This window comes from Pseudomonas sp. FSL R10-1350, assembly GCF_009600525.1.
GTDB classification, from domain to species: Bacteria; Pseudomonadota; Gammaproteobacteria; order Pseudomonadales; family Pseudomonadaceae; genus Aquipseudomonas; species Aquipseudomonas helleri.
The window spans coordinates 41,342-64,757 of record NZ_WIVR01000004.1; the positions used below are offsets into that span (position 1 = coordinate 41,342).

19 protein-coding genes are annotated in these 23,416 nt (G+C 57.6%); 11 read left to right on the forward strand and 8 right to left on the reverse strand.

Translation table 11 applies throughout. The features are described from left to right. Positions 1 to 44: 44 nt before the first annotated feature. Positions 45 to 2,240, forward strand: coding sequence for a bifunctional diguanylate cyclase/phosphodiesterase (locus GHO25_RS03135; protein WP_048369472.1), 2,196 nt, complete (start codon positions 45 to 47; stop codon positions 2,238 to 2,240). A gap of 167 nt (positions 2,241 to 2,407) precedes the next feature. Here the strand turns inward: GHO25_RS03135 and GHO25_RS03140 are convergent, their stop codons facing one another. Continuing rightward, the gene (locus GHO25_RS03140; RefSeq protein ID WP_153389918.1) at positions 2,408 to 2,713 is read right to left on the reverse strand and encodes a DUF2288 domain-containing protein; all 306 of its coding nucleotides are present in this window, start codon (positions 2,711 to 2,713) and stop codon (positions 2,408 to 2,410) included. A 358-nt stretch (positions 2,714 to 3,071) separates the two neighbouring features. Between GHO25_RS03140 and GHO25_RS03145 the strand changes: the two genes are divergently transcribed. From GHO25_RS03145 to GHO25_RS03165, 5 genes are all read left to right on the forward strand, one after another. Next, complete coding sequence (locus GHO25_RS03145) at positions 3,072 to 4,199, forward strand: branched-chain amino acid ABC transporter substrate-binding protein (RefSeq protein ID WP_178109967.1); 1,128 nt, start codon at positions 3,072 to 3,074, stop codon at positions 4,197 to 4,199. Between the two features lie 247 nt (positions 4,200 to 4,446). Then, positions 4,447 to 5,370 (forward strand): high-affinity branched-chain amino acid ABC transporter permease LivH, encoded by a 924-nt coding sequence (livH, locus tag GHO25_RS03150; RefSeq protein WP_123751934.1) that lies wholly within the window; start codon positions 4,447 to 4,449, stop codon positions 5,368 to 5,370. Continuing rightward, the gene (locus GHO25_RS03155; RefSeq protein ID WP_153389878.1) at positions 5,367 to 6,623 is read left to right on the forward strand and encodes a high-affinity branched-chain amino acid ABC transporter permease LivM; all 1,257 of its coding nucleotides are present in this window, start codon (positions 5,367 to 5,369) and stop codon (positions 6,621 to 6,623) included. The genes livH and GHO25_RS03155 overlap by 4 nt, the downstream gene beginning before the upstream one ends. Next, positions 6,620 to 7,387 (forward strand): high-affinity branched-chain amino acid ABC transporter ATP-binding protein LivG, encoded by a 768-nt coding sequence (gene livG / locus GHO25_RS03160; RefSeq protein WP_123751932.1) that lies wholly within the window; start codon positions 6,620 to 6,622, stop codon positions 7,385 to 7,387. The genes GHO25_RS03155 and livG overlap by 4 nt, the downstream gene beginning before the upstream one ends. Beyond that, on the forward strand, positions 7,388 to 8,089 hold the full coding sequence (locus GHO25_RS03165; protein WP_123751931.1) for an ABC transporter ATP-binding protein: 702 nt from the start codon (positions 7,388 to 7,390) through the stop codon (positions 8,087 to 8,089). Between the two features lie 1,471 nt (positions 8,090 to 9,560). Here GHO25_RS03165 and GHO25_RS03170 read toward each other — a convergent pair. Continuing rightward, positions 9,561 to 10,469, reverse strand: a complete 909-nt coding sequence (locus GHO25_RS03170) for a LysR family transcriptional regulator (protein ID WP_153330690.1) — start codon at positions 10,467 to 10,469, stop codon at positions 9,561 to 9,563. A 104-nt stretch (positions 10,470 to 10,573) separates the two neighbouring features. Here GHO25_RS03170 and GHO25_RS03175 point away from each other — a divergent pair, with 104 nt between their 5' ends. From GHO25_RS03175 to GHO25_RS03195, 5 genes are all read left to right on the forward strand, one after another. Next, positions 10,574 to 11,173: a short chain dehydrogenase gene (locus GHO25_RS03175; RefSeq protein WP_048369458.1), complete on the forward strand. Its 600-nt coding sequence runs from the start codon at positions 10,574 to 10,576 to the stop codon at positions 11,171 to 11,173. Between the two features lie 84 nt (positions 11,174 to 11,257). Then, positions 11,258 to 11,929 (forward strand): COG3650 family protein, encoded by a 672-nt coding sequence (locus GHO25_RS03180; RefSeq protein WP_178109968.1) that lies wholly within the window; start codon positions 11,258 to 11,260, stop codon positions 11,927 to 11,929. 118 nt (positions 11,930 to 12,047) lie between these two features. Beyond that, positions 12,048 to 13,658, forward strand: coding sequence for an NAD(P)/FAD-dependent oxidoreductase (locus tag GHO25_RS03185; RefSeq protein WP_123751927.1), 1,611 nt, complete (start codon positions 12,048 to 12,050; stop codon positions 13,656 to 13,658). A gap of 218 nt (positions 13,659 to 13,876) precedes the next feature. Further along, positions 13,877 to 15,058, forward strand: coding sequence for a Na+/H+ antiporter NhaA (gene nhaA, locus GHO25_RS03190; protein ID WP_048386524.1), 1,182 nt, complete (start codon positions 13,877 to 13,879; stop codon positions 15,056 to 15,058). A gap of 85 nt (positions 15,059 to 15,143) precedes the next feature. Beyond that, positions 15,144 to 15,743 (forward strand): hypothetical protein, encoded by a 600-nt coding sequence (locus GHO25_RS03195; RefSeq protein WP_323368929.1) that lies wholly within the window; start codon positions 15,144 to 15,146, stop codon positions 15,741 to 15,743. 86 nt (positions 15,744 to 15,829) lie between these two features. Here GHO25_RS03195 and GHO25_RS03200 read toward each other — a convergent pair whose 3' ends face one another. The 6 genes from GHO25_RS03200 to GHO25_RS03225 all read right to left on the reverse strand — a co-directional run bounded on the left by GHO25_RS03200 (position 15,830) and on the right by GHO25_RS03225 (position 23,409). Continuing rightward, positions 15,830 to 16,294 (reverse strand): glycine zipper 2TM domain-containing protein, encoded by a 465-nt coding sequence (locus tag GHO25_RS03200; RefSeq protein WP_048386517.1) that lies wholly within the window; start codon positions 16,292 to 16,294, stop codon positions 15,830 to 15,832. 193 nt (positions 16,295 to 16,487) lie between these two features. Continuing rightward, entirely contained in the window at positions 16,488 to 17,135 is a 648-nt protein-coding gene (gene pdxH / locus GHO25_RS03205) for a pyridoxamine 5'-phosphate oxidase (RefSeq protein WP_153389880.1), read from the reverse strand. Between the two features lie 24 nt (positions 17,136 to 17,159). After that, complete coding sequence (locus tag GHO25_RS03210; RefSeq protein WP_153389881.1) at positions 17,160 to 18,296, reverse strand: OmpA family protein; 1,137 nt, start codon at positions 18,294 to 18,296, stop codon at positions 17,160 to 17,162. Between the two features lie 109 nt (positions 18,297 to 18,405). Next, a complete protein-coding gene (locus GHO25_RS03215; RefSeq protein WP_178109965.1) occupies positions 18,406 to 19,551 on the reverse strand; it encodes a serine hydrolase domain-containing protein in 1,146 nt (381 codons plus the stop codon). Between the two features lie 254 nt (positions 19,552 to 19,805). Continuing rightward, entirely contained in the window at positions 19,806 to 20,951 is a 1,146-nt protein-coding gene (locus GHO25_RS03220) for a serine hydrolase domain-containing protein (protein WP_048369448.1), read from the reverse strand. A gap of 106 nt (positions 20,952 to 21,057) precedes the next feature. After that, positions 21,058 to 23,409, reverse strand: a complete 2,352-nt coding sequence (locus GHO25_RS03225; protein ID WP_153389883.1) for a beta-galactosidase — start codon at positions 23,407 to 23,409, stop codon at positions 21,058 to 21,060. Positions 23,410 to 23,416: the final 7 nt, after the last annotated feature.

The window sequence follows — 23,416 nt, forward strand, 5'->3', positions numbered from 1 at the left end:
GCACCTGTTGACTGGCAAACCTGGACTCAGTGCCGAGGGCCGCAATGGAATGGTTCGAATGGCAGTTTCTCGGCGCACATGCTGAGCACGGCCTCCAGACACTGCACAGCAGCCACAACCTGTACCTGGTGTTTCTCGCCTGGCTGGTGGCCTGCGCCGCGAGCTTGGCTGCGCTGCATATGGGTGAACGTGCCGCCAATGCAGAAAAAGCCACGGCCAAAACGGTTTGGCGATGGCTGGGCGCCAGCTGCCTGGCAGGCGGTATCTGGGCCATGCACTTCATCAGCATGCTGGCCTTTGAGTCTTCGCTTGAGGTTCATTACAACCTGGGCATCACCATCGGCTCGCTGGTTATCATCTGGGTCAGCGCACTGATTGCCATGCATCTGCTCAATCAGCCCGGCCTTTCGCGCATACCCTTAATGCTCGCGGCGCTGATTTTTGGCCTGGGCATCGGCGGCATGCATTACACCGGCATGACCGCCATGCACTCCAACAGCCAGCAACACTACGAATTCATCGGCGTTGCCCTTTCTTTAATCCTGGCTGTGGGTGCCAGTTATTGGGCCTTGCAGATGGCCATAGCCTTGCGCACTACCCACGGCATGGCCCATCAGTTTTTTAAATACGCCATCAGCCTCACCGCGGGCACCGCCATTTTATGCGTCCACTTTATTGGCATGTGGGCACTGCACACGCTATCGCCTGAGGGCGAGATCAACCAGACCCACATTGAAACCAACCACTGGCAAGTCGCCCTGATGGTCGCCATGATCACGCTGCTGTTGATCGGTAGCAGCATCAGTGCCGCCTTGGTCGATAAAAAACTGCAACAAAAAGAGCACGACCTGGCACGGGTCAATGCCCTGCTCAGCCAGCTTGATGAAGCCCGCATGTCATTGCAGCAAGTGGCGCATTACGACCCGCTGACCAACCTGATCAATCGGCGCGGCTTCAACCAGATCTTTGCTGAAAAACTCGCTGACGCGGCCGCCAAGAACAGCAAACTGGCGGTGCTGTTTCTCGACATCGATCACTTCAAGCGGATCAATGACAGCTTGGGCCACGACGCAGGCGATGAGCTGCTTAAGACCATTGCCAATCAGATCAGAGGCGCCGCCCGCAATCACGGGGATGTGGTGGCGCGATTTGGCGGCGACGAGTTTTGTATTTTGATCGACATCCACGATCGCGACGAAGCGCAAAGCATGGCCAAGCGCATCATGCACACGCTCAAAGAGCCCATCGAGCTGACGGGCAGGCGCATGGTCATGACCACCAGCATTGGCATCAGTGTGTTCCCGGACGACGGCACCAGCAGCATTGAGCTGCTCAAGCACGCGGATCTGGCCCTCTATCAATCCAAAGGCGGTGGTCGCAACAGCCTGAATTTTTTCAGCCCTAACCTGACCACACGTGCCTCACTGGAACTGCAAATCGAAGAAGAACTGCGCCAGGCGCTGAATGAAGACACCGGCTTGCTACTGCACTACCAACCCATCATCGACCTCAAGCAAGGGCGAGTCGCCAAACTGGAGGCATTGATCCGCTGGCAGCACCCGGAGCATGGCTTGCTTGGCCCGGATCGTTTTATCAATATTGCTGAGGCCAACGGGCTGATTGCCGAACTGGATCATTGGGTGTTGCGCAGAGCCTGCACCGATCTGGCGACACTTTCACGGCTCGGCTGGCAGCAGCTTGGGGTTGCCGTCAACTGCTCCGCACTCAACCTGGTGCGCGAAGAACTGGCTGAGGACATTGAAAATGCGCTGTATTGCTCCGGGATTGCCCCGCATCGGCTGGAACTTGAAGTCACTGAAAACGCGCTGATGGGCAACATCAGCAACACCTCACAGCTGTTACGGCAGATACGCGCACTGGGCGTGTCTTTGTCGATTGACGACTTTGGCACCGGCTACTCGTCCCTGGCCTATTTAAAGCGCCTGCCTCTTAATACCCTGAAAATTGATCGCTCGTTTATCCAGGACATCCAAACGTCCAGCCAGGACATGGAAATCGTTCAGGCAATTATCGTCATGGCCCACACGTTGCAACTGCAAGTGGTGACCGAAGGTGTCGAAACCACCCAGCAACTCGAGCTTTTAAGCCGCTATGGCTGCGACTTTATCCAGGGTTATCTGATCAGCCGCCCTGTGCCGTTTGAAGCGCTGCCCGGCGTGCTGGAACAGCTCAATCAATCTCACCGCTTTGCATCGGGCTATTCGGCGCTTCAACTGTAGTAGCGCATTTGCTACCCATTTAGCAGCTACCCATTTAACGAAATGCCACAGAACTGACTGTGGCGTTTCTCTACGGCAAGTGGCCACTATTGTGAAACCAGTTACTGGCCTACACACCACCTCGCCCAAATCGCCCCTCTATAAACGCTCCTGTTTGGTGCGTTCAATTAAATTTTTGCCCTTTCCTGGACCATCACCCAAGGCGATACCACCACGGCCCACAGCTCAGGATCTCGCGCATTAACGTCTAGCGCGTGTTCTGCAGTCATCTTTCCAAATACGCCAGAAGCCATCCAGGCCTTGATCTTCTCTGCTTCATCCTGAGTCACGGCAATGGCCGCGTCGATCAAGTCCAGTGCGGGGTCAACCCACAACAAGTCACCTTTGGCGAAGAATGGCAGCAACACCTTCCATTCAATTGTTGAGGTCTCACCAAGCAGCTTGGCATAGAGGGTGCTAGGTTCTTGATTCATGGGATTCACCAGGTAAAAAAATCGGCGCAATGATAGCGCCGCACACCCGGTAGAAAAACCCAAACAGAGGTATGGAAACGAGGAAAGAGTGAAGCGCCAAGGACGAACCTGTTGAGCTGGCAACATCCCGATATAGATCAACAACATAATCCGCCGCCATTCTGTCTCTTTCTTTCGTTTAAGCGACATTTCCTGCTTTTTCTCCCGGTAGCCCGCTATTCAAGCGTTGAACCGGCGCTCTACACTGTACCGGTACAGTTGCAGGGGGGATTGGTCGGGAATTTCGCTCAGAAAAAACCCGGTCCGGCTGCCTTGGCTTCCAGGACTATAAAAATTACAACAGAAGAGTGGAGCACCAATAAAGATGGCTAAGAAGCAGATTACTAAACTGTTTGCCGCTATGGTTTTGGCCGGGGTTGCCAGCCATTCGTTTGCTGCAGACACCATCAAGATCGGTATTGCTGGCCCTAAAACCGGGCCTGTGACCCAGTACGGCGACATGCAATTCATGGGCGCCAAACAAGCTATCAAAGACATCAACGCCAAAGGCGGTGTCGATGGCAAGATGCTGGAAGCCAAAGAATACGACGACGCTTGCGACCCAAAACAAGCCGTTGCTGTCGCTAACAAAGTGGTCAATGATGGCGTCAATTTCGTTGTAGGCCACTTGTGCTCCAGCTCCACTCAGCCGGCTTCGGACATTTACGAAGACGAAGGCGTCATCATGATCACCCCGGCTGCCACCAGCCCGGAGATCACCAGTCGTGGTTACAAACTGGTCTTCCGTACCATTGGCCTGGACAGCGCCCAAGGCCCGGCAGCGGGCAACTACATCGCCAAGTTTGTGAAGCCTAAAGTCGTTGCGGTCCTGCACGACAAGCAACAATACGGCGAAGGCATCGCGACTGCAGTTAAACAAACGCTTGAAAAAGACGGCATCAAGGTCGCGGTTTTTGAAGGCATCAACGCAGGCGATAAAGACTTCGCATCCGTCATTCAGAAGCTCAAACAAGCCAATGTCGACTTCGTGTACTACGGCGGCTATCACCCTGAGCTGGGCCTGATCCTGCGCCAAGCCAAAGAGAAAGGTCTGAACGCCAAGTTCATGGGCCCTGAAGGCGTGGGTAACGACTCCATCTCGCAAATTGCCCAGGATGCTTCCGAAGGCCTGCTGGTCACTCTGCCGAAATCCTTTGACACAGACCCGGAAAACAAAGCGATTGCGGATGCCATCAAGGCAGATGGCAAGGACCCGAGCGGACCGTTCGTGTTCCCGGCTTACTCTGCGGTTGAGCTGATTGCCCAAGGCATCACCGCTGCCAAGAGCGAAGACACGGCCAAAGTGGCTGCAGCCATCCATGCTGGCACATTCAAAACCCCTACCGGTGATCTGAGCTACGACGCCAAAGGTGACCTCAAAGACTTCAAATTCGTGGTCTACGAATGGCACTTCGGCAAGCCTAAAACAGAAGTAAGCCCTCAATAAGGGTCGGTTCTAGATCTGACTACAAAGCCCACTGCGCGAACGGTGGGCTTTGTTTTACGGGCCTTGGGCCCACAGAAATTGGGCCGCGCTTTCGTGATCCGAAAGTCTCCCCACCTGAAAATCTTTAAAACCGTCACCAGCGGTTCGCTGGCAAAAGACCTGTGCTCAAACGGCTAAAAAAGCGTACGAAACAGGCCGGAAAATGACTCCACCAGTGAAATGCGTCTCAGGTTTTTAGGAGCTTGTAATGCCTGACATCTATCACTTCTTCCAAATGCTGGTTAACGGCCTCAACGTTGGCAGCACGTATGCCCTGATCGCCATCGGCTATACGATGGTTTACGGCATTATTGGAATGATCAACTTCGCCCATGGCGAGGTGTACATGATTGGTTCCTACATTGCGTTTATCGCCATCGCCGGTCTGACCATGATGGGCCTGGACAGCGTGCCATTGCTGCTGACCGGGGCGTTTATCGCGAGCATCGTAGTGACCAGTTCTTACGGCTACAGCATTGAACGGGTGGCTTACCGTCCCTTGCGTGGCAGTAACCGCTTGATCCCCTTGATCTCTGCCATTGGTATGTCGATCTTCCTGCAAAACATGGTGCTGCTGTCCCAGGACTCAAAAGACAAATCGATTCCTAACCTGATCCCCGGCGGCTTCAGCTTCGGCCCGGGTGGTGCGAGCGAAGTTGTCGTCTCCTACATGCAAATCGTGGTCTTCGTCGTCACTCTGGTGGCCATGCTCGGCCTGACCCTGTTCATCTCCCGTTCACGCCTGGGCCGCGCCTGCCGCGCCTGTGCCGAAGACATGAAGATGGCCAACCTGCTGGGCATCAACACCAACAACGTGATCGCCCTGACCTTCGTGATTGGTGCTGCCCTGGCAGCCGTTGCCGCTGTTCTGATCAGCGTTCAGTACGGTGTCATCAACCCCGGTTCCGGCTTCCTTGTAGGGCTTAAAGCCTTTACAGCAGCGGTATTGGGCGGGATTGGCAGCATTCCCGGCGCGATGCTCGGTGGTCTGGTGCTCGGCGTGGCTGAGGCCTTTGGTGCTGACATTTTCGGCGATCAGTACAAAGACGTCGTGGCATTCAGCCTGCTCGTATTGGTACTGCTGTTCCGTCCGACCGGCATTCTGGGACGTCCGGAGATTGAAAAAGTATGATCAGGAATCTTAAAGCGGCGCTCTTCAGCGCCCTGTTGGTCTGGGCCGTCGCCTACCCGGTACTCGGCCTGAAACTGACAATCGTCGGGATCAACATTGAAGTTCACCACACCAGCACCTTCACCCTGAGCGTGATTGCGATCTGCTCTTTGCTGATGTTTTTGCGTGTGCTGTTCCACCACCAACTAAGCGCCGCCTGGCGTGCTTCACCGGGCCTGCCGAAAGTCCCGACCAAGGCGACCAACTTCCTGACCCTGCCCAGTACCCAACGCTGGATCATTCTGGGGCTGGTCGTTGTAGCGTTGATCTGGCCGTTCTATGGCTCACGCGGCGCCGTCGACATCGCCACCCTGATCCTGATCTACGTGATGCTGGGCCTTGGCCTGAACATCGTGGTGGGCCTGGCCGGCCTTCTGGACCTGGGCTATGTGGGGTTCTACGCGGTCGGTGCCTACACCTACGCGCTGCTCGCGCACTACTTCGGCCTGAGCTTCTGGGTGTGCCTGCCATTGGCAGGGTTGATGGCCGCAACCTTTGGTTTCCTGCTGGGGTTCCCGGTGCTGCGCTTGCGCGGTGACTACCTGGCGATCGTGACCTTGGGCTTTGGTGAAATCATCCGTCTGTTCCTGCGTAACCTGACGGACATCACCGGTGGACCGAACGGCATCAGCAACATTCCAAAACCTACCCTCTTTGGCCTCAGCTTCGACCGGACTGCTGCCGAAGGTATGCAAACCTTCCACGAATACTTCGGTATCGCCTACAACTCGATCAACAAGGTCATCTTCCTGTACCTGATCGCGCTGGTACTGGTGCTGATCGTGCTGTTCGTGATCAACCGTTTGCTGCGCATGCCGATTGGTCGCGCCTGGGAAGCCCTGCGTGAAGACGAAATCGCCTGCCGCGCACTGGGCTTGAATCCGACCATTATCAAACTGTCGGCGTTCACCCTGGGCGCTACCTTTGCCGGTTTCGCAGGCAGCTTCTTTGCCGCTCGCCAAGGCCTGGTGACCCCGGAATCGTTCACCTTCCTTGAGTCGGCGATCATTCTGGCCATTGTGGTACTGGGCGGCATGGGCTCACAACTGGGCGTGATTCTGGCGGCCGTGGTGATGATCCTGCTGCCAGAAATGATGCGCGAATTCAGTGAGTACCGGATGCTGCTGTTCGGAGCCTTGATGGTTGTGATGATGATCTGGCGGCCACAAGGTCTGCTGCCTATGCAACGTCCTCACCTGGAGCTGCGAAAATGAGCCGCGAGTTACTGAAAGTCAGCGGCCTGAGCATGCGCTTTGGCGGCTTGTTGGCGGTGAATGGCGTAGCCCTGACCGTCCAGGAAAAACAGGTTGTATCGATGATCGGCCCTAACGGCGCCGGCAAAACCACCGTGTTCAACTGCCTGACGGGCTTTTATAAACCGTCTGCGGGCACCATCCTGCTGGATGGCGAGCCGATTCAAGGGCTGTCTGGCCATGAAATCGCCCGCAAAGGCGTGGTGCGCACCTTCCAGAACGTTCGTTTGTTCAAGGACATGACTGCCGTTGAGAACCTGCTGATCGCACAGCACCGTCACCTCAACACCAACTTCCTGGCCGGTCTGTTCAAGACCCCGGCGTTCCGTAAAAGCGAGCGCGAGGCCATGGAATATGCCGCGTACTGGCTGGACAAGGTCAACCTGACCGAGTTCGCCAACCGCCCGGCGGGCACCTTGGCCTACGGGCAGCAACGCCGTCTGGAAATCGCTCGCTGCATGATGACGCGCCCGCGTCTGCTCATGCTCGACGAGCCCGCGGCGGGCCTCAACCCTAAAGAGACCGAAGACCTCAAGATGCTCATCAGCGTACTGCGCAACGAGCACAACGTGACGGTCTTGCTGATTGAACACGACATGAAACTGGTCATGAGCATTTCCGACCATATCGTGGTGATCAATCAGGGCACACCTTTGGCCGACGGGACCCCGGAGCAAATCCGCGACAACCCTGACGTGATCAAAGCCTATTTGGGGGAAGCGTAAATGCTGCAGTTCGAAAACGTCTCGACCTTCTACGGCAAGATCCAGGCCCTGCACAGCGTCAACGTCGAAGTGCGCCAGGGTGAAATCGTGACCCTGATCGGTGCCAACGGTGCCGGCAAATCGACGCTGATGATGACCTTGTGCGGTTCGCCGCAAGCCCATAGCGGCAGTATTCGCTACATGGGTGAAGAACTGGTGGGCCTGACCTCGGCGCAGATCATGCGCAAAAGCATCGCGGTCGTGCCGGAAGGTCGTCGGGTATTTGCCCGTTTGACCGTAGAAGAGAACCTCGCCATGGGCGGGTTCTTTACTGAAAAGCACGATTATCAGGAGCAACTCGACAAGGTTTTGCACCTGTTTCCGCGCCTCAAAGAGCGCTTTACTCAGCGCGGCGGCACCATGTCCGGTGGCGAGCAACAAATGCTCGCCATTGGCCGTGCGCTGATGAGCAAGCCCAAGCTGCTGCTGCTCGATGAGCCGTCGCTGGGGCTCGCGCCCATCATCATTCAGCAGATTTTCGACATCATCGAACAACTGCGTGATGAAGGCGTGACCGTGTTTTTGGTTGAGCAAAACGCCAACCAGGCGCTAAAAATTGCTGACCGCGCCTACGTGCTGGAAAACGGCCGGGTGGTCATGCAAGGCACTGGCGAGCAACTGCTCAACGATCCAAAAGTGCGTGACGCGTACCTGGGCGGTTAACCCTGCCTGCTGCACAAAACGGCCCTGCGGGGCCGTTTTTTATTGGGCCGCAGATCGCGGCGCGTCCTGTAGTCGTTGACGAGCACCGCGAGGCTACGTTCGGCTGCGCAGCAGTCGTAAAACCATGCTCAGTGGTGTGTCAGCTCAACCTGGCATTGAGCGTTTACGATCGCTTCGCAATCGGACGTAGCCTCGTAAAACTCGGCAACTGCTACGGGGGAGTTGGCTGCAAATCGCGGCGGTCCTGCGGCCCGCATCGCAGCCTCGTGCCTCGACAGCGACTACAAGATCACACCACCCCTGTAGTCGTTGTCGAGCACCGCGAGGCTACGTCCGGCTGCGCAGCAGTCGTAAACCATGCTCTGCGGTGTATCAGCTCAACTTTGCATTGAGCATTTACGATCGCTTCGCAATCGGACGTAGCCTCGTAAAACTCGGCAACTGCTACGGGGGCGTTGGCTGCAAATCGTGGCGATCCTGCGGCCCGCATCGCAGCCTCGTGCCTCGTCAGCGACTACAAGATCGCACCGCCCTCCTTGTAGCAGTTGACGAGCACCGCGAGGCTACGTCCGGCTGAGCAGCAGTCGTAGTACGTCAGTACAACCTTGCTACGGGGGATTAGGTCGCAGATTGCGGCGGTCCTACGGCCCGCATCGCAGCCTCATGCCTCGTCAGCGAATACAAGATCACACCACCCCTGTAGCCGTTGTCGAGCACCGCGAGGCTACGTCCGGCTGCGCAGCAGTCGTAGTACGTCAGTTCAACCTTGCTACGGGGGATTTGGCTGCAAATCGTGGCGGCCCTACGGCCCGCATCGCAGCCTCGTGCCTCGTCAGCGACTACAAGATCACACCACCCCTGTAGTCGTTGACGAGCACCGCGAGGCTACGTTCGGCTGCGCAGCAGTCGCAAAACCATGCTCTGCGGTGTATCAGCTCAACTTTGCATTGAGCATTTACGATCGCTTCGCAATCGGACGTAGCCTCGTAAAACTCGGCAACTGCTACGGGGGCGTTGGCTGCAAATCGTGGCGGCCCTACGGCCCGCATCGCAGCCTCGTGCCTCGTCAGCGACTACAAGATCACACCACCCCTGTAGTCGTTGACGAGCACCGCGAGGCTACGTTCGGCTGCGCAGCAGTCGCAAAACCATGCTCTGCGGTGTGTCAGCTCAACCTTGCATTGAGCATTTACGATCGCTTCGCAATCGGACGTAGCCTCGTAAAACTCGGCAACTGCTACGGGGGAGTTGGCTGCAAATCGTGGCGGCCCTACGGCTCGCATCGCAGCCTCGTGCCTCGTCAGCGACTACAAGATCACACCACCCCTGTAGTCGTTGACGAGCACCGCGAGGCTACGTCCGGCTGCGCAGCAGTCGCAAAACCATGCTCCGCGGTGTGTCCGTTCAACCTTGCATTGAGTATTTACGATCGCTTCGCAATCGGACGTAGCCTCGTAAAACTCGGCAACTGCTACAGGGGATTGGGCTGCAGCACGCTACGCTGAAACCACTGCATCAGGTAATCCGCCAAAACTTGCGTGCGCTTGGGCAATCCACCTTCGTAGGGATGCACCAGGTACATCGGGTTGCTGCGGGTCTGATAATTGAGCAGTACCCCGCGTAATCGCCCGTCAGCCAATTCGGCGTGGAGCATGTAAGACGGCAACCGCGCAATACCGGCGCCTATCACCGCCGCTTTTTTCAGCAAGCTGTAGTGATTACTGGCAAAAGGCCCCGAAACCCGAACACGATACAGTTCATGCTGCTGGTGGTACTGCCATTCTTCGCGGCCGGTGTAATGGCTATTAAGCAAACAACGATGCTCAGCCAATTGCGCCGGAGTGGTCGGTTCGCCGTACTGTTCAAGGTACGCCGGGCTAGCGCAGGTCATTTCGTGCCAACTCAGCACCGACTTGGCCACCAGCCGCTCATGGCTACCCACTTGAGAGCGAATCGCCAAATCAAACCCTTCTCGGGCCAGGTCGCGGTAGCTGTTGCTCAACTCCAGCTCGATCTGGACCAAGGGATAGTCGCGGGAAAATTCCAGCAACAACGCGTCAAAAAAGGTTTCACCCAGCGACACCGGCACCGTCAACCGCACCGGGCCCGCCATGTCGTCCTTAAGCCGCGCCAGCGCCTGATGCGCCCGTTCAACCTGCAGCACCAGTGCCTGGGCCTGGGGTAATAACGCAGCCCCCGCCGCCGTAAGGCTCAAACGCCGCGTGGTGCGATGCAGCAGCACGACCGAGAACTGGGCCTCCAACTGGCTGATGCGTTTGGATAACTGCCCTTTGCTGCAGCCCAACTGCTGAGCGGCCAAGGTAAAACTCCCCGCATTGACCAACACTGCAAACGCCGCCAGATCATCCATCTCGCTCATGGATTGTTTCCATATGAAAACCAAAGGTTGCCTATTAGTGCGCTTATCGCCACCAAAATCCACTACTAGACTGACCCCACACCTCCTCACTCAAGGAATACCCGATGAAAATCCTGCTGATCGGCGCTAACGGCACCATAGGTTCTGCTATTGATCGCGAGTTATCGGCGCGCCATGAAATCGTGCGTATTGGCCGCAATAGCGGCGATTTTCAGGTCGACATCAGCGACAGCGCCTCCATTCGCGCCTTGTTCGAACAAACAGGACGCTTCGACGCGCTGGTCTGCGCCGCAGGTAATGTCAACTTCGTGCCGTTGGCCGACATGACCGAAAAAGACTTCGCCCTGGGTTTGCAGGACAAGCTGATGGGCCAGGTCAACCTGCTGCTGATCGGCCGCGAGTACGCCAACGACAATGCTTCATTCACGTTCACCAGCGGGGTGATCAACCGCGAGCCGATTCGCACCGGCAGTTCGGCGGCATTGGTCAACGCTGCGCTCGACGGTTTTGTCCGGGCAGCGGCGATTGAACTGCCACGCGGGCTGCGGGTGAACTCCGTCAGCCCTACGGTGCTGGCAGAGGCGATGGACAAATACGCGCCCTACTTCCGTGGCTTCAAGCCGGTAGCAGCCGCCGATGTGGCGCTGGCTTACGCCAAAAGTGTCGAAGGCCTGCACACCGGACAGACCTATCAGGTGGGCTAAAGCACATTGTCAGATTTGAGGGGACGGGCTTGTGATGCACGGCGAGCCTAAGTAACGTGACGGCATTAGTCAGGAGTCCGAATGATGCGCGCTGCCCGTTCCTTAGTTTTAGTCGCCCTGTTGCCCGTCTTTGCCGGCTGCCAGTTGCTGAACAGCAAACCCGTTGATAGCAACGCCGGCCTGACTCGCCTTCAGGGCGAACTGGTGTCAGACAACGGCCAACTGGTTTTCCAACCCTGCGTTGGCCAACAGCACTATGTGGTCAGTGATGGCGCCAGCACCACACTGGTCCAGGACGCAACCGACATGCCCGTCAAACCTGGCAAGCTGTTCGCCGATATTCGTGGCAGTTTCGTCAGCGCCAAAACCGCGGGTGAGCAAGGCGAGGTCAAGCTGCAACAGGTGTACCGCCTTGAGCGCAGCAGCGCGGCCTGCCAAGACCCCAACTTCAAGCAACAAACGGTGCACGCCAACGGCAACGGGCCTGCCTGGGAAGTACAAGCAGGCGGTAAAGGTCTGATCCTCAAACGCGAAGGCCAACAAGATCTGGCGCTGCCTTACGTTGAAGAGCAGATCGGTGACAGCCGCTTCTCACTGTCCACAGAGGCCAATAATCAGCGCATTGAGCTCTGGGTCGCCCCGCAGCGCTGCACCGACAGCGTCAACGGCAGCGTGCAACACCTTTCGGCTGAACTGCGGGTCAATGGCCAGGTTCAGCGCGGTTGCGGTTATTTTGGTGGCGCGCGTAACGACTAACCGACAACTGTAACCACAGATTGCTGTTTTAACCTGACCCAACGGTTCGAAGCCGCCTATAATCCCCGGTTCGCATAAGGCTGCCGGGGTTTACCTGGCCCCGACACTGGACACCGTCATGTTACGAATCACCGAACTCAAGTTGCCGATCGACCATCCCGAAGAAGACCTGCGCACTGCCATCGTGCAGCGCCTGGGCATCGCCAGCGATGACTTGCTCGATTTCACCTTGTTCAAGCGCAGTTACGACGCGCGTAAAAAAACCTCCGAATTGTGCTTCATCTACACCATCGACCTGAGCGTGCGGGATGAAGCGGCGTTGCTGCACACCTTCGCTGACGACCGTAACGTCAACCCTGCACCGGATGTCAGCTACAAAGTGGTTGGCCAGGCGCCGCAGGATTTGAGCGAGCGCCCGATTGTGGTGGGCTTTGGCCCCTGCGGGATTTTTGCCGGTCTGCTGCTGGCCCAAATGGGCTTCAAGCCGATCATTCTTGAGCGCGGCACCGAAGTGCGCCAGCGCACCAAAGACACTTGGGGCCTGTGGCGTAAAAATGTCCTGAACCCCGAGTCCAACGTGCAGTTCGGTGAAGGTGGCGCCGGGACATTCTCTGACGGCAAGCTTTACAGCCAGATCAAAGACCCGAAACACCACGGCCGCAAAGTGCTGCACGAGTTTGTCAAAGCCGGTGCTCCCGAAGAGATCCTCTACGTCAGCAAACCGCACATCGGTACCTTCCGTTTGACCGGCGTGGTTGAAAATATGCGCCAGCAGATCATCGCGCTGGGCGGCGAAGTGCGTTTCCAACAGCGCGTGACTGACGTGCTGATTGAAGACGGCCAACTGACAGGCGTGGTGCTGGCTGACGGCGAGCAATTGAAGGCCCGTCACGTGATCATGGCCCTGGGCCACAGCGCCCGCGACACCTTCCGCATGCTCCACGGCCGTGGCGTGTACATGGAAGCCAAGCCTTTCTCGGTGGGTTTTCGTATTGAACACCCGCAATCGCTGATCGACAGCGCACGTCTGGGCAAATATGCCGGTCACCCTAAACTCGGCGCCGCCGACTACAAACTGGTGCACCACGCCAAAAATGGTCGGTCGGTGTACAGCTTCTGCATGTGCCCAGGCGGAACCGTTGTGGCCGCGACCAGCGAGCCAGGCCGCGTGGTTACCAACGGCATGAGCCAATACTCACGTAACGAGCGCAACGCCAACTCCGGCATCGTTGTCGGCATTACGCCAGAAGACTACCCGGGCGGGCCTTTGGCCGGTATCGAGCTGCAAGAGCGCCTCGAAGCCCACGCCTACGTGCTGGGCGGCAGCAACTACGAAGCCCCGGCGCAGTTGGTGGGCGACTTCATTGCCGGCAAGCCGTCCACTGAGCTGGGCAGCGTAGAGCCGTCCTACAAGCCGGGGATTTCCCTGGGTGATCTGGCCTTGGCCCTGCCTGCCTACGCCATTGAAGCGATCCGCGAAGCACTGCCAGCGTTCGAGAAACAAATTCGCGGCTTCTCGATGCACGACGCGGTTCTGACCGGCATCGAAACCCGCACCTCGTCGCCGTTGCGCATCACTCGCGACGCGTCGATGCAAAGCCTGAACGTCAAAGGTCTGTTCCCGGCCGGTGAAGGCGCTGGCTATGCAGGCGGCATCATGTCTGCCGGTGTTGACGGCATCCGCATCGCTGAAGCAGTGGCACGCGATATCCTCGGTATCGAGGCTTAATATCGCCCTTGCTGGAGCGAGTTTGCCTCGCTCCAGCAAGACCTTTCCCACGGCGTATTTCGCTGTTTCCCGACTTATTTAGATACATAGCTGATAGTCTCGTAGACGGTGTGGGATCAATACGTTGCTTATAACAAAAAAGAATATAGTTTTTGTTTTAACAACTATCCGCACAGGTTAGGGTGTCGCACCTAATAACCATTCGTTGGAGAGCCACCTTGCCTCTGCGTAGCACTTTCACTCGTTTCTTTCAGATGGAAGCTGCCAGCGGTCTGCTGTTGATTGCAGCTGCGGCTCTGGCGTTAATCATCAATAACTCACCGCTTTCGCACTACTACACGGCATTTCTTGATGTGCCTGTGGCCGTGCAGATCGGTGCCCTGCAAATCGCCAAACCTTCACTGCTGTGGATCAACGACGGCCTTATGGCGTTGTTTTTTCTGCTGATTGGTCTGGAGGTCAAGCGCGAGCTGCTTGAAGGCCACCTGTCCAAACCCTCCCAGGTCGTACTGCCTGGCGCAGCGGCCATTGGCGGGATGGTAGTGCCGGCACTGATTTACTGGTTCCTCAACAAAGACTACCCCGATGCGCTCGATGGCTGGGCGATCCCCATGGCCACCGACATTGCCTTCGCCCTCGGCGTATTGGCTTTGCTGGGCAAGCGTGTACCGGTTTCACTCAAATTGTTCCTGATGACCCTGGCGATCATCGACGATCTGGGAGCCATCATCGTTATTGCGGTGTTCTACTCCAGCGAACTCTCCGGCGTGTCGTTGCTGCTGGCAGCGGCCTGCCTGATTGCCCTGATCGTGATGAACCGCATGGGCGTGATCAAGATCGCGCCATATATGATCATCGGCCTGATCCTGTGGGTCTGCGTGCTCAAAAGCGGCGTGCATGCCACGCTGGCAGGCGTAACCTTGGCGTTCTGCATCCCGCTGCGTACCAAAAACGCCGAAACTTCGCCGTTGCTGACGATTGAGCACGCCCTGCACCCCTGGGTGTCCTACGGGATTCTGCCGCTGTTTGCCTTCGCCAACGCGGGCGTATCGCTGGCCGGTGTCAATCTGCACAGCTTCACTCACCACGTGCCGCTGGGCATTGCCGCTGGCTTGCTGATCGGCAAAACCGTGGGTGTGTTTGGTCTGACCTGGATCGCTATCAAAGCAGGCTTGGCAGCATTGCCGGCAGGTGCCAACTGGGGCCAGGTGTTTGGGGTGGCAATTCTCTGTGGCATCGGCTTCACCATGAGCCTGTTCGTTGGCTCACTGGCATTTGTGCCCGGCAGCAGTGAGTACGTCGGCATGGACCGCATGGGGATCTTGACCGGCTCAATCCTCGCGGCCCTTATTGGCTACGCTGTTACCGCCATCTTCAGCCGTAAACAGGCAGACGCGTAACTCAACATCAACAGGGATTCTCACAGGGGCAGCATCGTTAACCGGTGTTGCCCCTGATGGTTTTTTGTCGCCCAACGAGGGAAATGTGGACGCAAAACTTCAATTTGTGCAGTACGGGGGCATCAGTGTGATGTTCCCGGCAGCCTTGGTCATCGCAGCCTGGCTGTGGGCTGCGGCCTCTAAAAAAATCGCGGTGTTGTGGCTGGGTGTACTGCTGTCTGCCTACTTCATCGTGGGCGTGACCAAAATCCTGTTCAAGGGCTGGGGAATTGGCTTGCACAGCCTCGACATTGCGGTGTTCAGCGGGCATGCGACCAATACCTGTCTGGTGTTCACCGTGATGTTGAGCCTGTTGTGCCAGCAAATTAACCCTCGTTTGCGCTGGCCGGCCTTCGGGGTCGGGGTAATACTGACCTGGTGGTTCAGCATCAACTACATCGCCCTGACCATCCATCCCTTGTCAGAAGCCATCGCGGGCGCGTTGGTAGGCACGATCGCCGCATTCATTTTTCTGCTCATGCTGAGCCAGTCCAACATCGGCAAAATACCTCGCCCGGCACTGGCGCTGGGGTTGGCTGTCGTCGTGGTGTGCAGTATCGCTCCCAAGTATTCGGCCGAAAGGCTGCTGGATCGCATCGCCATATCGCTGTCAGGTGCCGAACAGGCGTTCAGACGCTCGTCCTGAGCCAACCCGGCTGGCTGCACCCGCGCATAAAAAAACCCCGGCCAGTTCACACTGGCCGGGGTTTTATTTTAGTGCCCAGCTACAGCTTATTGGGTCACGCGGCTGGTGCCGTCAACCGTCATGATGCGTACGCGCTCACCGGTACGGAATACCTGGTTCGGCTCAACCTGTTGAACATAAGCACGGGTGCTGCCGTCGTCTTCACGAACGGTGATTTCAACACCTTGGGTCTTGGTCAGGCCCGACTCAGCAGCCGAACCCAGCAGGCCACCGGCTACTGCGCCGATCACTGCAGTCACGATACTGCCACGGCCGCCGCCGATGGCGCTGCCGCCAACGCCGCCGATCACAGCACCTGTGGCGGCGCCGATTGGGGTTTTGGTACCTTCGATTTGTACAGGGCGCAGGGCAACGATAGTGCCGGTACGTACGGTCTGTACGCGACGCGCTTCATCACGCGAATAGGTGTCACCGGTCAAGTTCGAGGCACAGCCGCTCAACAGAACTGTCATGGTCGAAAAAGCTGCAACTAACAGTGCGGTCTTACGCATAGGATCAACTCCAAAAGATCAGGGATTCATTAAACTCTGCAACCGGGTGCCTGTCACCGCGCAGCGCAGACAATGTGGTCTTTATTCAGCGCCTGTACAGACACAGCGTGGGCGACAGGCGCTTGTAAACTAACCACAAGGGTAGCGCGAAATAGCCGTTTTGACTCGCACGCTACCGTTGTTTATAAGGTTTTCAAGGCGCCAGTCGCTCACGTACCCACGCAGCGCCCTCACGGCGATAGTTGAGCCGGTCATGCAAGCGGCTCGGGCGCCCCTGCCAAAACTCAATACGCTGTGGCAGTAAACGATAACCGCCCCAGTGTTCCGGGCAATGCGGCTGCGTGTCACTAAAACGTGCCTGAGTGGCCGCCAGTAGTGTGGTCAACGCCTCACGGTCTGCAATCACCTGGCTTTGCGGTGATGCCCAGGCCCCGATCCGGCTACCCAAGGGGCGCACCTGATAGTAAGCGTCGGACTCTTGCGGTGTCACCTTGACCACTTGGCCTTCGATGCGCACTTGCCGCTCCAGGGTGGGCCAAAAGAACGTCATGGCGGCAAAAGGACGCGCTGCCAACTGCTCACCCTTGGCGCTGGTGTAGTTGGTGAAAAAGGTAAAACCCTGTTCATCCAGCCCTTTGAGCAAGAGGACCCGGCAATGCGGACGCCCTTCGGCGTCCACCGTGGCCAGGGTCATGGCATTGGCCTCAACCGGCGGTTGCTCGGTCTTTACCGCGTCATTGAACCACTGATGAAACAGCGCAAAAGGCTCGGCCGGGGCGTGCGCCTCGGCCAGCCCGTCACGGGTGTAATCGCGGCGCATATCGGCCAGCGCTTGGGTCATGAGGGCAATCCTTCCCTAAAACAATCAGTTCTTGTTCTGATCGTTGGCAGCGACTTTTTTGTCCGCTGCGGCTTTGGCCACTACCGGTTTTTTGGCCGGGGCAGCTTTTTTAGCCGGTGCGGCTTTCTTGGCGTGTGCTGCTTTCTTGGTGGTCGACACAGAACCTGTCTTGGCCAGCGTCGAAGGCGCTACGGCCGGTTGAGCGGCAACCAGCTCTTCAGGGGTTAGTACCGGTTGGCTGTATTTGCTGACCAGCGCCAACATGGTGGCTTGCGGGGTCATCATGATTTCTACGCGGCGGTTCAATGCACGGCCTTCGTTACTGTCGTTCGCCGCACGCGGCATGACAGAGCCCATGCCACGCAGGGTTAAACGGTTACCTTGCAGACCGCTCATGCGGAAGATCGCAGCCACCGATTTGGCGCGGTCCAGGCTCAAGCGGGTATTGGCTGCCATGGTGCCCGAAGCGTCGGCATGACCGAGTACCAGTACAGCGGTTTTAGGATCGCCTTCGACCACTTTGGCCACACGGGTGAACGGGCCGAGCATGGACGGCATCAGCAAATCCGGACGCGTAGGTTTGAACGCGCTGTCAGCAGCGGCGACGATCACGATCAAGTTCTCGCGACGCTCCAACTGCAAGTTAGAGTCTTTGATGGCAACACGCAGGCGCGGCTCGTACTCGTCCAGCCAGGCTTGGGTGATTTTCGGATCCGGCATCGGTATCACGCCAATAGGTGCGGCTTTGGTGGCTTTGTCATCACCACCAAACGGCCACCACCAGTTTTTCGACGTGCTTGGCGCGGCAGGCGCCGAGGCTACCTTGGCAACCACCGGTGCTTTATCAGCCGGGGCGTCTTTTTTGGCCGTGTCGCCACCACCAAAAGGCCACCAGCTAGAACCGCTGTCTTTGCTCGTGCTGGCTGCGGCGGCTACTGGCGCAGGCGCCGCTGCAGGGGCTGGGGCAGCAGCGGTTTTGGCTGTTGGCGTGTTCGTTGGTTTGGCTGAAGCGCCGGCAGTTTTGTCCCCGGCGGTCGAAGCCTGATCAGACGACCCGAACTGCCACCATTTGTGGCCACCTTCGGCGTCATTCTGTGGAGTTTGTGCGCAACCGGTAATAGCCAGGCAAAGAGCCAGAGCGAGAGTCTTATTAGATGACATTGAATATCCACACAATGAATTAAAAATAAAAGGCACTACGCCCATATAAAAAAACGTATTGAACACATAAAAGCTATCGCGTTCCGACCTACGGTTTATAAAAACCCGGTTATAAACACTGTGCCAATACTTTCACCAACTTTTGCGCGCGTGGGTCCATCAATACATAAGGCCCCAGTGAATTAGTCACAAACCCGAATGCAACCTCGCGTTCAGGGTCGGCAAAGCCAATTGAACCACCTGCTCCAGGGTGACCGAACGCCTTTGGCCCAAGGCCAAACGTGGCATTGGGTACGCCCGGTTGATCCAGCATGCAGCCCAGCCCGAAACGCGTCCGGGTGAGCAAGGTTTTATCCTCGCCCAGACTGTGTTCACGGGTCAGTTGCTCAAGCATTTCGGCTTCCAGCAATGTCCCCTCCAACAACCCGCTATAAAAGCCGGCCAAACTTCGCGCATTACCATGACCATTCGCTGCGGGCTGTTCCATACGACGCCACTCCGGCTTATTGGTGCTGGTCATAATAGACGGCGGATTGGTAAATGCCCGTGTCGTCATGGAAGACGGAGCATTCATCATCGCTTTCAACATCCGTTGGGCCGCTTCATCACCCATGTTGCCCTTGGTGCGGGCAACATGCGCAACACGGTAAAACTCTTCATCTGCCAGCCCGACATGAAAGTCCAGCCCCAATGGCCTGGCCGTGCGGGCCACAATCGACTGCCCGGGACTGCGACCGTCTGCACGACGAATCAGCTCACCCAGCAACCAGCCGTAGGTAATCGCGGCGTACCCGTGACCTTCGCCCGGTGTCCACCATGGCGCCTCTGCGGCCAATGCATCGACCATGGTTTGCCATTCATACAACGCGCTAGCCGGCAGTAATTCACGCAGCGCAGGCAAACCCGCACGGTGGCTCAACAACTGGCGAAGGGTGATGGACTCTTTGCCAGCCGCTGCAAACTCAGGCCAATCGCGAGCAACGGGAACATCCAGTGCCAGCTTGCCCTCTTCGACCAGTTGCAAGGCCGTCACTGCGGTAAAGGTCTTGGTGCACGAAAACAGATTGACGATGGTATCTGTGTGCCAAGCCTGCTCGCCGTCTTTGTCAGCCGTACCGGCCCACAGATCGAGCACTGTTTCGCCCGCGATCTGGATGCACAGTGCTGCTCCGCGCTCTTGCGGATCGTTAAACAAATCAGCAAACGCCTCACGCACGGCTTCGAACTTAAGGTCGTGAAACCCTTGAATGTGCACCCCTACCTCCTGGATCAAGCATGGCTCTACAAGGCGTGCATTGTTCCAGTACCGGTAGGATTTTGAAACAGAGCAAGCCGGTCAGAACGCACAATTTCTGGGCATTTTCATCGAGGTGCGCAGGGTATCAGGCGTGAGATGGATTTTTTGTGAAAAAGTCCGGGGCAGCGGCCTGGTCGAACGCTGCAAGAGACTGCGATCTTCACGGGGTTGAAGATCGCAATCTGAAGCACTTATCAGGCCGCCCGAGAACGTTAAAGTGCGGCGTAGGCCAACGTGGCAAGCTTGCGGACACGCGGATCCAGCAGAACATGACTACCAATGGTTGTGGTCACAAAACCAAAGCTCACATCCCGCTCCGGGTCTGCAAAACTGACGGGGCCACCCAACCCGACATGCCCAAAGGTATTGGGGCCCATGCACTTGGACGCGGCCTGGTCAGCTTGCTGCTCCAACATGCAGCCCAACCCATAGCGCATCGGGCGCAATAACACGCGATCCATGCTGTTGCTGTGCTCGCGGGTGAACTCGCTGAGCAGTTCAGGGCCAATCAGACGCCCACCGAGCAGCGCACTGTAAAAACCGGCCAGACCGTGAGCCGTGCCATGGCCGTTCACACCCGGTTGACGGTAAGACCACCAGCGAGGATCCGTGGTTTGTTTGGGGCCTACAGCAGGGTTGGTAAATGCCAGTGTCGCTACGTGCTCGGGTTGTTTGGACATCACATGCCGCAAAGCTATCGCAAAGCTGTCACCTTCACGCCCTTCAGCCCGGCCAAAGTGGGCGATTCTGTGAAAGTCCTGTTCAGCCACTCCCAGTTGTACTTCCAATCCATTGGGCTCGGTAATGCGCTCGCGAATAAACCGGCAGGGCTCCCGGCCATCAACCCGACGGATCAATTCACCGAGAATCCACCCGTAAGTCGTGGCGCCGTACCCAAGTTCTGTACCGGGCTGCCACCATAATGGCTCTGCGGCTGTTTTTTTGACCATCTCATCCCAGTCATACATCTCGGGCGTGCGACTCGGCAAACGCAAGGCAGGGGTCCCGGAGGTATGCGACAACACTTGGCGCAAGGTGACCTGATCCTTGCCGCCCTGGGCAAACTCGGGCCAGTAATGGCAAATTGGCTGATCAAGCGCCAGCTTGCCCTCTTCCACCAACATCAAGGTGGCTACCGCAGTGAAAGGTTTTATCGCGCAGTAGGTATTGACCAGCGTGTCCCGGTTCCAGGGCTTGGTCCTTTCTAAATCCGCCACGCCCGCCCACAGGTCGACTACCGTCTCGCCGCCGACCTGGATGCACAGCCCAGCACCGCGCTCCTGGGGGTCATCAAAGATTTCTTCGAAGGCTTGCTGCACCGCAGCAAACCGACTGTCACACGATCCTTTTGCGTCCATTGGTTTGATTCCCTTCAATTGGAACGCAAACCTTAGTCGCCGACGCCAAGAAGTGAAGCTCAAAGCCCCCTGGTGCGACAAAATGTATCGCCGCTAATCAGAAATATCAGTGACCTTTGCCCGAATGCCCGCCTGCATGGCCCGCACCAGAGCGGCCGCCGTTGGCGTCTTGTGGGGTTTGCACCGGAGCTTTGAGGGTTTTGTCGGCGTCAACCTGGGCTTTAGCCGCCTCCTGGCCCAACTGGTCAAGTGCTTGCAAGTTGGTCTTGCGCACGCTGTCGACAAAACCGGTGAACGGCAGGTCGGTGATGCCGATCATGCCGAAGTGGCCGTTTTCACCATCAAGCAAGCGACCGGTTACCGGCTGGTCCAGGTACTGGAACCAGTGAACCCCGACAATCGACGGTTCGGCGACGGCCTGCTTAATGAACTTCGCATACGCCGGGCCACGCGCTTCTTCGCTGGCCACTTCAGTCACGCCACCCCAGAACGGGCCACGGTCGCGGGAGCCGAAGTTGAACTCGGTAATCATCACCGGCTTGTTCAGTTCACGCAGCTTGGCGAAGTCATAACCGTCCTGCGGTTGCAGGGTGTAGAAGTTGAAGCTCAGCACGTCGCAATACTGCGCGCACGACGCAACGGCCTCAGGGGTACTCACCGCAAAGCGCCCGCCCAGCAACAAGTGATTCGGCGCATGCCATTTCAGCGAATCGGAAATGGTTTTGAAGTAAGCATCGGCAAAGACTTTCTGGAAGTAGGTGTAATCCGCTTCAATTTCCGGATGCTCTGCGTTCGGCAGCGGGCCTTTGAACCCCGGGTCTTCCATCAACTCCCACGCAGGGATATCAACACCCCATGCTTTGGACAGGCCTTGCTGGTTACGGTATTTGTCGCGCAGTTGCTTGAGGAACGCACGCTTGGCCGGCGCATCCGTGGTCATGCGCAAGGTGCCCAACGCCAGACCAAAACGTGACTGAGGGTCGTCACCGCCGCCAGCCCACGCCAGTTCGTTATCGGCAAAGTAGCCGATCAGCCACGGGTCATCACGGTGATCACGGGCGGCAATCGCCACTGCGCGTTCGGTGGCCATGGCAAAGCGCGGGTCAAACGGATCGGGCATGCCGCCCCACCAATCGGTGCCGGTACTGATGCTGTTGTAATCACCCACAATCGACAACGGCAAGGTGTAAGGCACGCGGTCGTTAAGGCCCAGCGCCGGGTCGCTCCAGTTACCAATCGTGTTAAAACCCCAGGCTTGCAGGCGATCCAGGGTGTGAGCCTGCCAACGCTTGGCATCAAAGGCTTCAGGGGCACAAGGAATTGCGGGATCGGCGCCCGGCTCGGTTTTACCGACCGCACACGGCTCACCGTAGAGGCGCTGCAAGTTGGCCGCGTAGAAGTTGTACCAGCGCCCCGAATCAAACGCCCGCCCCTGGGAGGAGCCGTTGTTGCTGTCATGATCCGAAGTCCCGTAATAACCGGCCAAAGGTGCACCGGGCTTGGGCAAATCGGTAAACATCCACTCACGCCCAGTCACGTAGGTCTGGCTGTCCTCAGCGGTCACGGCGTTCAGGCCCAACGAGTAAAACGGATGACCTTCAGGGGTCACCAGGTACCAGCGACCATTACGCTTTTCTGTGCGGAAAAACCCCGACGCGTCAAACGCCGGGCCTTTGAGCAACCCGCCGTACTGATCCAGCCCGCTGCGCGCCGCCAGCCAGCCTTTGAGCTGTTGCTGCTCTTTGGCTGCTGAGGCTTTGAGTTGCTCATCGCTGGACACACGCTCTGGCCATTTGGCCCGAGTGGACTGACCGTAGCCATCGACAATCGAGCCATAAACGGTCTTGATCACACCCGCGCCGTCCTGCACACCGAAGCGCTCAAGAAGGATGCTTTGCGCGGCATTGGGCTGCGGAATCGACAACGTCACCGAGATCACTTGGCTGCGGTCAATTTCGCCCTGGCTGCTGGCCAGCAAACTGCGTTGCCCCTCGATAGTCATTGGCATCGGCGGGCCTGCGCGCATGCCCTGGCTGCGGGGAGAGTTGGCCTGCAACGGCAGCAACAGGGTTTGCGCAGGGCCGGCCGGCAGGTCAACACGGCTGGTGAGGGTCTTGCCGTCCTTGCTTTGCACCGTCACATCGAGCGTGAGGGCCCAGTTCATGGCGTTTTGAATACGCAGGGTCATCATTCCCGATTGCGACCAGTCCCACACACCGGCTTGCGGGGTCAGGCGCAAGCTGGGGGCTGCGGCCGGGTTAAAGGTCACACGACGCAGTACTTCACCTTCCGCCGTTTGCTCTGCGTTGTACTGCGGCAAGTTCGCATCCACGGTCGCCACTTGCACCACATCGGCCGGGCGAACGAAATTGAACAGGGTTTGTTGACCGGCAGGCGCCGCCAACAGCGGGGTCGTGACCAGCAACGCAAAAGCTGCAGACAGTGAACGGCGAATCATATGAATC